General features: G+C 71.4%; 12 protein-coding genes. 8 read left to right on the forward strand and 4 right to left on the reverse strand.

Going from position 1 to position 11,844, the window contains the following annotated elements; genetic code table 11:
• Positions 1-86: 86 nt before the first annotated feature.
• Complete coding sequence (locus LX15_RS29660; RefSeq protein ID WP_253674192.1) at positions 87-1,586, reverse strand: MFS transporter; 1,500 nt, start codon at positions 1,584-1,586, stop codon at positions 87-89.
• A gap of 248 nt (positions 1,587-1,834) precedes the next feature.
• Between LX15_RS29660 and LX15_RS29665 the strand changes: the two genes are divergently transcribed.
• From LX15_RS29665 to LX15_RS29700, 8 genes are all read left to right on the forward strand, one after another.
• Positions 1,835-2,206, forward strand: coding sequence for a YciI family protein (locus LX15_RS29665; RefSeq protein ID WP_253674193.1), 372 nt, complete (start codon positions 1,835-1,837; stop codon positions 2,204-2,206).
• Positions 2,203-3,459: an RNA polymerase sigma factor gene (locus tag LX15_RS29670; protein WP_253674196.1), complete on the forward strand. Its 1,257-nt coding sequence runs from the start codon at positions 2,203-2,205 to the stop codon at positions 3,457-3,459. Before LX15_RS29665 ends, LX15_RS29670 begins: the two co-directional genes overlap by 4 nt.
• Before the next feature lie 282 nt (positions 3,460-3,741).
• Positions 3,742-4,965 carry a matrixin family metalloprotease gene (locus LX15_RS29675; protein WP_253674201.1) on the forward strand — a complete coding sequence of 408 codons (1,224 nt, stop codon included), beginning with the start codon at positions 3,742-3,744 and terminating at the stop codon, positions 4,963-4,965.
• Entirely contained in the window at positions 4,962-5,267 is a 306-nt protein-coding gene (locus LX15_RS29680; protein WP_253674203.1) for a hypothetical protein, read from the forward strand. The genes LX15_RS29675 and LX15_RS29680 overlap by 4 nt, the downstream gene beginning before the upstream one ends.
• Positions 5,268-5,270: 3 nt before the next feature.
• Positions 5,271-5,627: a hypothetical protein gene (locus LX15_RS29685; protein WP_253674205.1), complete on the forward strand. Its 357-nt coding sequence runs from the start codon at positions 5,271-5,273 to the stop codon at positions 5,625-5,627.
• Positions 5,628-5,776: 149 nt separating this feature from the next.
• Entirely contained in the window at positions 5,777-6,133 is a 357-nt protein-coding gene (locus tag LX15_RS29690) for a hypothetical protein (RefSeq protein ID WP_253674206.1), read from the forward strand.
• A 613-nt stretch (positions 6,134-6,746) separates the two neighbouring features.
• The gene (rox, locus tag LX15_RS29695; RefSeq protein ID WP_253674208.1) at positions 6,747-8,177 is read left to right on the forward strand and encodes a rifampin monooxygenase; all 1,431 of its coding nucleotides are present in this window, start codon (positions 6,747-6,749) and stop codon (positions 8,175-8,177) included.
• 152 nt (positions 8,178-8,329) lie between these two features.
• Complete coding sequence (locus tag LX15_RS29700; RefSeq protein WP_253674215.1) at positions 8,330-9,406, forward strand: hypothetical protein; 1,077 nt, start codon at positions 8,330-8,332, stop codon at positions 9,404-9,406.
• 82 nt (positions 9,407-9,488) lie between these two features.
• On the opposite strand, the gene LX15_RS29705 is transcribed toward LX15_RS29700, so the two are convergent.
• From LX15_RS29705 to LX15_RS29715, 3 genes are all read right to left on the reverse strand, one after another.
• Positions 9,489-9,641 (reverse strand): hypothetical protein, encoded by a 153-nt coding sequence (locus LX15_RS29705; RefSeq protein WP_253674228.1) that lies wholly within the window; start codon positions 9,639-9,641, stop codon positions 9,489-9,491.
• A gap of 73 nt (positions 9,642-9,714) precedes the next feature.
• The gene (locus LX15_RS29710; RefSeq protein ID WP_253674225.1) at positions 9,715-10,212 is read right to left on the reverse strand and encodes an NUDIX hydrolase; all 498 of its coding nucleotides are present in this window, start codon (positions 10,210-10,212) and stop codon (positions 9,715-9,717) included.
• A 231-nt stretch (positions 10,213-10,443) separates the two neighbouring features.
• Positions 10,444-10,896: an iron chaperone gene (locus LX15_RS29715; protein WP_253674227.1), complete on the reverse strand. Its 453-nt coding sequence runs from the start codon at positions 10,894-10,896 to the stop codon at positions 10,444-10,446.
• Positions 10,897-11,844: the final 948 nt, after the last annotated feature.

The following is an 11,844-nucleotide window of genomic DNA, read 5'->3' on the forward strand; positions in this document are numbered from 1 at the left end:
GACCGCTCCGGCGCGCGGGGCTGTTCGAACGGTCCATCGTGATCTGGGCCGGGCAGTGGCTGTTCCCGGGGCCTCGCCGTCTGGGCTTACGCGTGAGTCACCTCCTGGCCCGGGGTGGCGATGGGAACCGTGTGGGTCGCTGGGCGCATGGTCAGGATCAGGACGGCCATCCCGGCGAAGATGACTGCGGCCACGACGCCGGTGACGTGCAGGCTGGTGGTGAACGCCTCCCGCGCGGTGCGCAGGAGTTGCGCGCCCTGGGCGGCGGGGAGGTGCCGGCTGGCGGCGACCGCGCCCGCCAACGAGTCGGACGTGCCGTCGGTGCCGGTGCGGTAGACGACCGCGGCGACCACGCCGAGGAGCGCGAAGCCGAGCGAGCCGCCGAAGTAGTTGCCGGTCTCCGACATCGACGCCGCCGAGCCGGCGCGGTCGGGCGGCACGGACCCGACGATCAGCCCGGTGCCCAGCGCGAACAGCGGACCCGGGCCCAACGCCAGCACGGCGATGCCGGTCATCACCAGGGGCAGGGCGCTCCCGCCGTCGACACCGACGCCGACCAGCAGCAGGCTGCCCAGCGCCGACCCGGCCAGCCCACCGGCGATGGCGGTCGTGGGCCTCATCCACCGGGTCAGCGCCGGCGCGCCCATGGTGCCGACCGCCACGCCGAGACCCATGGGTGCGAACAGCACCGCCGACACGAACGGTGAGAAGTCGAGCACGCCTTGCAGGTACTGGGTCACCAGCAGACCCGTGCCGGCCATGGCGATCCCGGCGAAGACCAGCGCGAGGATGACCGCGGTGAACGGGCGGTCACGGAACAGCCGCAGCTCCAGCAGCGGCGTCTCCAGCCGGAGCTGCCGGCGCACGAACAGGAATCCGACGGCCGCGCCGACCACCAAGGCCGCCAACGGCATGATCGGCGCGCTCTCGACGGTGAGCTGCTTGACGCCGTAGACCATCAGCAGCACCGCCACGAGCGACAGCCCCACGCTGGTCAGGTCCAGCCGTCCGGCCTGGTCACTGCGGAACTCCGGCAGCAGGAACGGTCCGGTGAGCAGCAGCACCAGCATCGCCGGCACGGCGACCAGGAAGACCGATCCCCACCAGAAGCGCTGGAGCAGGAACCCGGCGAGCACCGGCCCGAGCGCGCCGCCGGTGAACTGGCACGTCGCCCAGAGCGCGATGGCCCGCCTGCGCCGTCGTTCGTCGCGGAACATGTTGGTGATCAAGGCCAGAGTGGACGGTGCCAGGGTCGCGCCCGCGACGCCCAGCAGCGCCCGCGCCACGATCAGCGTCAGCGGGCCGTCCGCGACGGCGGCCACGACCGACAGCGCCGCGAACGCCGCCGCGCCGATCAACAGCAACCGCCGGCGACCAATGCGGTCACCGAGCGTGCCCATCGTGATGACGAGGCCGGTCACCATGAACCCGTAGCTGTCACTGATCCAGAGCTGCTGGACGCTGGTGGCTCCCAGGTCGGCGCTCAGTTGCGGGAGCGCGAGGAGCAACGCCGTCGTGTCCAACGCGACGAGCAGTGTCGGCAGCATGAGCACGGCCAGCGCCAGCCCAGCCCTGTCGACTCGCATACCCGGAACTCCCTGTTCTCTCGACGTTTCGCCGGGTGGTCGGAGCGGTCGGTGGCTTCTTGACGTCGGCGCGGACCGGATTGACCCGCCTCTGGTGAGGCGGCCGTCACATCCCGGCCTCTCGGTCTGGAGACGCTGATGAAGAATTCGCCGCGAACGTCCGGGCGCGGATGTCAAGACGACGACGCCGGCTCCGACCACCGGTCGAAGGGCCCGGCCCTGGGCCCGCGAACCACGAGGAGCACGAGATGAAGTTCCTGATCAGCCTGCACGTGAACCCCGCGGTGCTGGACGCGCTGACCGACGAGGAGAAGGCGGCGATCGGCGCCGGCCACGGCGCGTTCATCGAGGAGCTGAAGGAGTCGGGCGAGCTGATCACCACGCAGGCGCTGGTCGACCCGTCGCAGGCCGTCGTGGTCTCCGTCCGCGACGGCCAGGCGGTGGTGACCGACGGGCCGTTCCTGGAGTCCAAGGAGTACCTGGGCGGCTTCTACCTGATCGACTGCGAGGACAGGGAGCGGGCGATCGAGCTGGCGACGCGGATCCCCGACACCGCGATCGAGGGCCTGGGGGTCGAGGTGCGGCAGGTGATGTTCGCCGACGGGCGGTTGGAGGCATGACGGCACGAGGCTTCGAGGACCTGCTGCGTCAGCTCGCGCCGCAGGTCCTCGGCGCGCTCGTCCGCCGGCACGGCCAGTTCGAGGGCTGCGAGGACGCCGTGCAGGAGGCCGTCCTCGCCGCCACCGTCCAGTGGCCGGTCGAGGGAGTGCCGGACAACCCGCGCGGCTGGCTCGTGACGGTCGCGTCCCGGCGGCTGATCGACCAGATGCGCAGCGACCACGCGCGCCGCGAGCGGGAGTCGGCGGCGGCCGCCGCCGAGGTGATGCCCGAGGACGTGCCCGACACCGACGACACGCTCGTCCTGCTGTTCCTGTGCTGCCATCCGGCGCTGACACCGGCCTCCCAGGTCGCCCTGACGCTGCGCGCGGTCGGCGGCCTCACCACGGCCGAGATCGCCCGCGCGTTCCTGGTGCCGGAGGCCACGATGGCGGCCAGGATCAGCCGGGCCAAGCAGCGCGTCAGGGCTGCGGGCAGCTCCTTCATCCTCCCGGAGGGCGCGGAGCGCGAGGAGCGGCTCCGGGTCGTCCTGCACGTGCTCTACCTGATCTTCAACGAGGGCTACACCGCGTCGTCGGGCAGCACGGTGCACCGCGCCGACCTCGCGCGCGAGGCGATCCGCCTGACCAGGATGGCGCACGCGCAACTGCCCGAGGACAGCGAGGTGACCGGGCTGCTCGGCCTGATGCTGCTGACCCACGCCCGCAGGGAGGCGCGGACGACGGCCGCCGGCGACCTGGTGCCGTTGGACGAGCAGGACCGCACGAAGTGGGACCGCGCGCTGATCGACGAGGGCACCGAGCTGGTGAAGGCGGCGCTGGCCAGCCCGACGCTGGGGCCCTACCAGCTCCAGGCCGCCATCGCCGCCACGCACGCCGACGCGGCCACCGCCGAGGAGACCAACTGGTCGCAGGTGCACGGCCTCTACCTGATCCTGGAACGGATCGCGCCCAACCCGATGGTCACCCTCAACCGGGCGATCGCGCTCGCCGAGATCGAGGGGCCACGAGCCGGACTGGCGTTGCTGTCCACATTGGACGACGACGGGCGGGTGGCTGGCCACCACCGGCTGCTGTCCGTGCGGGCGCACCTGCTGGAGAAGGCCGGCGACCCGGCCGGGGCGTACGAGCACTATCGGCGCGCCGCGAAGTCCACCGCCAGCATCGCCGAACAGCGGTACCTGGAGTCGCGGGCCAGCCGGGTGAGAACCGAGGCCCTGTCCTCGTCCCCGCGCACCCCGTCACCGACTGACTGACGGCACCACGGGCGGAGCTGTCAGACGCTTCGCGGGTGCGCATGTGTTCCCCAGAGTGCCCACACAGGACGTTCCTGGGGGACGAGTGACCGTCGCTGTGCCAACTCGGCTGTGCCGCCCCTCGTTCCGTGTGGGCCGACTCGGACCGTGAAGGATTCCTGTCTCACCAGGCAGGGGCGGGGTGGCGGCGGGCGGGGGAGTGGCCGGCCCGAATGCCCCTCGTTCGGGTGAGTTCGTGTCCCCACCCTGGCGGGGCTCCCTCCGACGGGTAGCCCCGGGGGTATGGCCCGCGGAAACGAGTCCGGACAGTGGCGCCACGCCCGGTCCCATGGGGCAGGCCCGCGCAGCGTCCACCCACCGCCGGACGCCCAACCGAACAGGACGATCGCCACGGAGGGCGACCGTGACATCCTCGTCGCCCGCGCCGCCGGCTTCCTGAGCCGCTTCGGCTACCTCGGCGAGCATGACTGCCCCAACGACCTGCTGTGCCCACACACCGCGACCGCGCTGGCGCGGTTCCAGCGGTACTTCGGCCTCGCCCCCACCGGCACGCTCACCACCGAGACGCTGAAGCTGATGAGCCGTCCCCGGTGCGGCGTGCCCGACGTGGAACCCGGCGCGGTCGAGGCGGACGAGGACACCGACCCGTTCACGTTCCGCGGCGGCACCTGGGACCGGCAGCAGGTGTCCTGGGTGGCCCTCAACCGCACACCCGACATGACCGACGAGATGGAACAGCTCACCGCGGCGAACGACACCTGGAGCACCCTGCTGCCGATCGACCTGCCCTACGACGGCACGCTGGAGGCGCCGTTGCAATTTAGCTGGCAGGTCGGCGACCATGGCGACGGTTCCCCGTTCGACGGCCCCGGCAGGGTGTTGGCGCACGCGTTCTACCCGCGGGACGGCCGGCTGCACTTCGACGAGGCGGAGAACTGGCGCAACCACGCGGGCGAGGGCGTGTACGACCTCCAGACCCTGGCGCTGCACGAACTGGGGCACGCGCTGGGCCTCGGTCACTCCCCGCTGCGGGAAGCCGCCATGTACCCCTTCTACCAGGGCGAACGGCGCACACCGCACGAGGTCGACCTCAAGGGCATGCGCAGCCGCTACCCGACGCGGGTGGACGCGGGCGGTGATCCGTTCGTCACCGTCCCGCTGTACGCGCTGGAGTCCACCGGCGGCTGCGACGTGATCACGGTCCACGTCGGTGGCCCGCACCCACTGCTGGCGTGGGGACAGGTCACGATGGTCGACTCGCGTGGCGACCTCGACCGGGACAACTACTGCGCCGTCGAGGTGTACGAGGTGGACCACGAGCGCAGGGGCGGCCGCGTCTTCGGCGGCGACCACTTCGGCGCGGACGGATCGCCGTGCAACTGCTACGCCGGAGTGTGGGCCGGGAACGCCAGCGAGATCACCTTCCGGCTCAGCGTGGGCAACCGGCAGGACGTCGAGGCGTTCGGCACCGGCAACATCATGGTCCTGACGGGAGATCTGGGATGAGACGCTACGTGTTCTACGACCGCGAGACGGGGCGCGTGGTGCACACCCACGCGGCGGTCGGAGCCGAGGGGCGCGAGGTCGAGGTCTCGCCGGAGGAGCTGGCCGAGCTGGTCGGGCGCGTGGTCGACCCCCGGTCGGTGTCCTGGGTGCTGACCGACGTCAACCCGATCTCCAGCCGGGTGGCCGAGCAGTGGGTGGACCCGGCCACCGGGGAGCTGGAGGTCCGCCGCGTCCAGCGGCCGGCCGACCGGGCGGAGCGCCGACGGCGCGGGTCCACCGGCCAGGACCAGGAAGGGGGATGAGCCATGCAGGTGTTCGGCGCCGTGCTGCCCGCGCTGAAGAACCTCGGCGGCGTGGCCAGCGCGACCCTGGACCTGGGCCGGCCGTGCCGGTTCCTGGTCTGGTGCGGGGTCTCCATGGTCGACTCGTTGGGCGACTTCGACCGGGACAACGCCTACGTCGTCGACATCTTCACCGTGGACGACACCCGCACCGCCTCCCGGGTCCACGGTGGCGACCACTGGGGTCCCGAGGGGTCCACCAACAACGTCCTTGAGGGCGCGCTGGTCGGCATGGGCCAGCGGATCACCGTGTACCTGCGCGCCATTCACACCGACGATCTGGACGTCTTCGGTTTCGCGGTCGCGTTGACCCTGGACTGAGCCGAGCGGCCCTGTGTCGCCGCCACCCACCGTGACCAGCCGCGAGGTCAGGAACTCGCCGAAGCGCCAGGCCGGGCTGGGACAGGCGCGTGATCACTCGCCGACCGGAGTCCTGGGAGTTGAGCCGAGACCAGGAAGAGCGATGACCCATGGACGTGTTCACCGTCCCCCTGTTCGCGCTGAAGAACCTCGGCGGCGTCGCCAGCGCCACCCTGGACCTGGGCTACTCACGCCGGTTCATGGCCTGGTGCACCGTCACCATGGTCGACTCGTTGGTCGACTTCGACCGCGACAACGCCTACGCCATCGACATCTACACCGTCGACAATGGCCGGACCACCACGAGGGTCGTCGGCGGCGACCACTGGGGGCCGCCGGGGTCCGGGCAGAACGTCCTCGACGGGGCGTACGTCGGTTTCGGGCAGAGGATCCTCGTGTACCTGCGCAGCGCGCACACGGAGGACCTGGACACCTTCGGCTACGCCGTGGCGCTGGCCCTGGACTGAGCGCGCTTCTCCTCAGGTCGCACCGGCGTTCTGGACCCTGATCGCGACTTGTCGTTCCGCCCCGCGCCCCCCACCGGCTCCCATTCGTCGTCGGAGCCGGACATCTGGCCGAGCGGGAGCGCGAGACCGCGATGACCACGACGCGCTGACGCGCGACTGGAGGCTGTGCCGATCTCGCCAGCCTTGTCCAGGACCCATCTCTCGCTCTCGCGATCCGGGTCGTCGGCGCCCACGCGGGCGAGGCTGGAGAACGCCGCCTCGACCACGGCCGCGTATGAGCGTCGACCGGGTCCGCAGTGGGGTCTCGCGGGAGTCGGAGCGGGCCAGTCGTGCGTCTCGGCAGGACGCCGATTCACGTCGGGCGACTCGTCGACTGAGGATGGAGGGGATCTCGCCCAGAAGCCCGAAGGGACCTGACGGCCTCCCGCCCTTTTCAAGATATAGCGCACCGGGGGGCTTGCGGCAAGGCCCGGGTCGTCCCGCAGAATCTGCGGCCGAAGCCAGAACCCGCGTGGAAATCAGGGATTCGCGAAGGGTGTGTCCTCGCTGGCGCGCGCTCCGGACCGCGCGCCGGCGGCTGGCCGAGAATCCGACCTCAGTGAATGGGCGGCTCATGTTTGATGTGATCATTGTTGGCTGCGGACCGACCGGCCTGATGCTGGCCAGCGAGTTGCGCCTGCACGGAGTGCGCGTGGTCGTGCTGGACAAGGAGATGGAGCCGGCCAGGTACGTCCGCGCGCTCGGCCTGCACGTGCGCAGCATCGAGGTGATGGACCAGCGCGGCCTGCTGGAGCGGTTCCTCGCGCACGGCCGGCAGCACCCCCTTGGCGGGTTCTTCGCCGGCATCGCCAAGCCCTCGCCCACCGGGCTGGACACCGCGCACGCCTACGTCCTCGGCATCCCGCAGCCCGTCACCGAGCGCCTGTTGGCCGAGCGCGCCTCCGAACTCGGCGCCGAGATCCGGCGTGGCGCCGAACTGGTCGGGCTGAGCCAGGACGACCTCGGGGTGACCGCGGAACTGGCCGACGGCACGCGGCTGCGCTCGCGCTACCTCGTCGGCTGCGACGGCGGCCGCAGCACCGTGCGGAAGCTGCTCGGCGTCGGCTTCCCCGGCGAGCCCACCAGGGTCGAGACCCTCGTGGGCGAGATGGAGGTGGCGGTGCCGCCGGAGACCGTGGCCGCCGTGGTGGCCGAGGTCCGCGAGACCCAGAAGCGGTTCGGCGTCGGGCCCATGGGCGACGGCGGGGTGTACCGCGTTGTCGTGCCCGCCGACGGGGTGGCCGAGGACCGCTCGGTCCCGCCGACCCTGGAGGAGTTCCAGCGGCAGCTCCGGGTGTTCGCCGGCACCGACTTCGGTGTGCACTCGCCGCGCTGGCTCTCCCGCTTCGGCGACGCCACGCGGCTGGCCGAGCGCTACCGGGTGGGCAGGGTGCTGCTGGCCGGCGACGCGGCGCACATCCATCCGCCGACCGGAGGGCAGGGGCTCAACCTCGGTGTCCAGGACGCGTTCAACCTCGGCTGGAAACTGGCCGCCGAGATCAACGGCTGGGCGCCGGAGGGGCTGCTGGACAGCTACGAGACCGAACGCCGCCCGGTGGCGGCCGACGTGCTGGAAAACACCCGCGCCCAGATGGAGCTGATGTCCACGGAGCCGGGTGCGCGAGCGGTGTGCCGGCTGGTGTCGGAGCTGATGGACTTCGAGGAGGTGAACCGGCACCTGACCGAGAAGATCGTGGCGATCGGGGTGCGCTACGACCTCGGCGAGGGGCATGACCTGCTCGGCCGGCGGATGCGGGACGTGGCGTTGAAGCGGGGACGCCTCTACGAGCTGACGCACGGCGGCCGAGGTCTGCTGCTCGACCAGACGGGACAGCTCTCGGTCGCGGGGTGGTCCGACCGGGTCGACCACGTCGTCGACGTCAGCGAGGAACTGGACGTGCCCGCCGTGCTGCTGCGGCCGGACGGCCACGTGGCGTGGGTCGGTGACGACCAGCGCGATCTGCTCGACCATCTGCCTCGGTGGTTCGGCGCCGCCGCGAGCTGAGCCCGCGACTGCCGGCGGGCCGTCCCCGATGGGACCGCCCGCCGGCGGCCCGGACATCGGGCGGGGACGATCGAGGATGGTGCCGCGGGGGCGCCCCCTGAGATAGTTGATCTTTGAAGTTTCCTGCGGGAATCGACCACAGGGAGGGAAAAGTGCGCATCAGCGCGCCCTTAGCCAGGGTCGGCGCGGTCCTGTCCGCGGTCGCCGCCCTCGTCCTCGGCGGTCTGGCGCCCACCGCGCAGGCGGCCAACGGCTGGACGACGTACACCGTCAACGCGCCGAACGCGACCTACTACGGCATCTACGCGTCCGGTTCCGAGGCGTGGATCGTGGGCACCGTCAACCCGTACCCGACGGACAGCACCGTGCTCCAGCACTTCGACGGCAGGTCCTGGTCGCCGATCACCGCGCCCAACGTCGGCGACGCCCGTGCGATCACCGGCACCTCGGCCTCAGACCTGTGGATCGGCGGCAGCGCGGACGCGGTCAACGCCACCGCGCACTTCGACGGCCAGCAGTGGACCACCTACCCGGTGCCCGACCAGTGGAACGTCGTCCAGATGCTGGCCGTCGCGCCGAACAACGCGTGGGCGGTCACGCAGACCCCGGCCAACAGCCCCGTCTACCACGGTCAGCGGCTGATCCACTTCGACGGGTCCTCGTGGACCGTGGTGACCCCGCCCCAGGTCGCCGGCTACACCGAGCCGGACATCCACCTGTCCGGCAGCGGCGCCGGCGACGTGTGGGTCAACTACTCCGACCGCGACGGCCGGGAGAACACGCTGCTGCGCGCGTCGGGCACGTCCTTCACCGCCATCCCCAGCCCGGGGTACGGCGCCTCGATCGTCCCGCTCAGCGACACCGACGCGTGGGCGAGCGGCCCGGCGATCGCCGACAGCGGCAACGGCGAACTCAAGTCCAACCCCCTGCACTGGGACGGCCGCTCCTGGAAACCCGTGGACGACGGGCAGAAGTGGACGTCCTACCAGCCGCGAGTCGCCGCCGGCGGCACGGTGTGGGCGAACAGGACCGAGTACTTCTCCGGCTACGGCAGCGTGACCCTCGTCCGCTGGAGCGGCGGCCGGTGGCAGACGGTGCCCGGGATCTCCGGGCTGGGCCACGACGGCGTCTTCCAGTACGCGGCGGCCACGCCGCGGTCGGCCCCGTGGGCGTTGTTCGCGCAGGGTCGGGACAAGAACCGTCAGAACATCAAGCTCTACACCGGCTGACCCGGGCCGGGGCACCGGTCGCGGCAGAGGGCCGCGACCGGTGCCCCTGGCCCCGCAGTTCACACGACACAGGGCTGGTTGTTCACGCGTTCGACCGCGTAGCCAAGGTGATGAAGCGCAGGATGCGGTCGATGCCGGAGCGCAGCTCGGAGCGGACCAGGGTGATCAGGATGCGGGCGATGCGCCCGACCTTCGCCATCTGGTCCGGGGTGGCGATCGCCGCGTCGGTTGTCACGCGATGTTCGGCGTGGTCCTGCTCGGGATCGGCTACCTCGCGCTCGCGTCATGCCGTCCCACTGCGGGCTCCGCTAACGGTTGGGCAGTGGCGTGGGAGCGCGGTGGAACAGGCGGGTCATCGTGATGCCCTCCACCCGCAGGGCCTGCTCGACCTCGTCCCAGGGGTAGTCGGCGACGCCGGCGTCGTTGAGGATCCACATGTCCGTGGGATGCGGCCGCACCGAGGCCGGCGGCATCTGCCGCACCTCGCTGACATGGTGACCGGAGAACCCCTCCGGCACGCGGCTGTCGTGCTCGGCGCGGAAGACCGCCATCACGAAGTGATACGGGTTTCCCTCCGGGCCGTGGCCGCGCATCTCGTAGAGGCCGACCTCGGCCAGCTCGTCCACGACGCACCCGGACTCCTCGCGGGCCTCCCGCCGGGCCGTCTCCACCAGGGACTCCCCGAACTCGACCTTGCCGCCCGGCAACAGCCACCACCCCGCATAGGGGCCGCGTTCCTGTCGCACGAACGTCACGGTCCGTCCCGGGCCGGGGACCACGACCAGCGCACCCAACGTCACCTTCACCGACACACCACCAGCCCTCGCCTTATCTCCGGTGCCGTACGACCAGCCGGCGAGAACGGAACAACGCAGGCGTTGTCGCGGTGGCCGAGGGCTTCGGACCGTACTCCCTGCCACCCACACCAACCGGCCCAGGGGAAGGGGCAGGGCGAGGCCGTGGGCCCGCAGGTCCGCGGTGAGGGCGGTACCTGGTCGACCTCGCCCGCGCCGACCCTGCCGGCGGTGGGAGTGGGCTCAGCTCAGCGCCTGCCGCACCAGGGCGGCGATGCGCTCCTCCACCTCGGCCGTGACCTCGGTCAGGGCGAAGTTCGTCGCCCACATCGGGCCGTCGTCCAGCTTCGCCTGGTCGCTGAACCCGAGCGTCGCGTAGCGCGCCTTGAACTTGTCCGCGCTCTGGAAGAAGCAGACGATCTTGCCGTCCAGCGCGTAGGCGGGCATCCCGTACCAGAGCTTCGGCGCGAGCGCCGGGGCGGTCGCCGTGACGATGGCGTGGACGCGTTCGGCGATGACCCGGTCCGATTCGGGCATCGCGGCGATCTTCTCAAGCACGTCCCGCACCGCCTCCGCCGCCTTGTCCGCACGCGACCCTCGACGCGCCTCCTTCTTCACCTCCTGGGCGTGCTCCTTCATCGCGGCCCGCTCCTCGGCGGTGAAACCCTCGTACGTGCTGGTCTTGGCGCGGCTCATCGCGTTTTCTCCTCAAGATTCGTGGGTGTGCGGGACTGTAACTCGGGCTATCGCGCCACTGGAATGTTTTCCAGTCGCGGAACATGTGATGTCGTCGACGTCAGATCGACGATCAGCGGGTGGGTCGGCCGGCTGCTCGGCGTTGTGCTGAGCGAGCGCGGCGACCAGCTCGGGCGGGTAGCGGCACATCAGGTCCTGTCTGTCTCGAAGGTCGTGGCGGCCGCCCGGTGAATGGTGCTTCCGGCGGAGGTCATGGCAGAAACGCTAGGTTCCGCCGGGCGAGTGCCGCTTCTTGATTCCTGATCGGTCTCGGAACGGCCCCGCGTCCGGGCGGTGACGGGATGCTGGAGCTGCCGGCTCGCCCAGCGGCGGATGGGGCCGAGACCGGTCGCAGTGACGACCGCAGCGGGGCGTGAGCCGACGCCGAGCCCGGCGTCGGTGCGCACCGGGGGACTCGCCGACGCCCTCGGTGAGGTCGCCCTCGGTGAGGTGGAGCCGCTGGGCGATCGTCGGTCGGCGACTGTGGGGGACAGGGTGGTGCGCCCCTGTGGCGGCGGCGCGCGGCAGCGGCCAGGTCCTTGAGAAGGGAGTCCTTGATCAGGGGCCGGTGGCGCCGGCCCCGACGGTCGGCAGGGTGCCGGCGTCGGAGGCGTCGGTGGTGACGACCCGGACGCTGGGGGAACCGGCCGGAAGGTGGCGGCGCTCGCCTCGGCGACCATAACGAGGCCGGGTCCGGTCGCCAATCCGGCGCGGAGCCCGGGCCGGCACTACGAGGTGGCCGCCGGCCAAGAAGCCGGACGGCTGTGTCGGTCGCGAGCGGGCCTTCCTCCGCCCTGACCAGGGGATTTGACCTTCCGGGGGACGCTGCGTACATTCTCCGGGGCCAGCGCGGAACGGACCCCGAATCGGGGGCCGGAGTGCTGGAGCCGCGAACCAAGCTCCCACCGG

The organism is Streptoalloteichus tenebrarius (genome assembly GCF_024171885.1).
GTDB lineage: Bacteria > Actinomycetota > Actinomycetes > Mycobacteriales > Pseudonocardiaceae > Streptoalloteichus > Streptoalloteichus tenebrarius.

Excerpts from the sequence above, each read along its gene's own strand:
- LX15_RS29690 (WP_253674206.1), top strand. The coding sequence starts at position 5,777 with ATGGACGTGTTCACCGTCCCCCTGTTCGCGCTGAAGAACCTCGGCGGC.
- LX15_RS29665 (WP_253674193.1), top strand. The coding sequence starts at position 1,835 with ATGAAGTTCCTGATCAGCCTGCACGTGAACCCCGCGGTGCTGGACGCG.
- LX15_RS29685 (WP_253674205.1), top strand. The coding sequence starts at position 5,271 with ATGCAGGTGTTCGGCGCCGTGCTGCCCGCGCTGAAGAACCTCGGCGGC.
- rox (WP_253674208.1), top strand. The coding sequence starts at position 6,747 with ATGTTTGATGTGATCATTGTTGGCTGCGGACCGACCGGCCTGATGCTG.
- LX15_RS29715 (WP_253674227.1), bottom strand. The coding sequence starts at position 10,896 with ATGAGCCGCGCCAAGACCAGCACGTACGAGGGTTTCACCGCCGAGGAG.
- LX15_RS29670 (WP_253674196.1), top strand. The coding sequence starts at position 2,203 with ATGACGGCACGAGGCTTCGAGGACCTGCTGCGTCAGCTCGCGCCGCAG.
- LX15_RS29680 (WP_253674203.1), top strand. The coding sequence starts at position 4,962 with ATGAGACGCTACGTGTTCTACGACCGCGAGACGGGGCGCGTGGTGCAC.
- LX15_RS29660 (WP_253674192.1), bottom strand. The coding sequence starts at position 1,586 with ATGCGAGTCGACAGGGCTGGGCTGGCGCTGGCCGTGCTCATGCTGCCG.
- LX15_RS29675 (WP_253674201.1), top strand. The coding sequence starts at position 3,742 with ATGGCCCGCGGAAACGAGTCCGGACAGTGGCGCCACGCCCGGTCCCAT.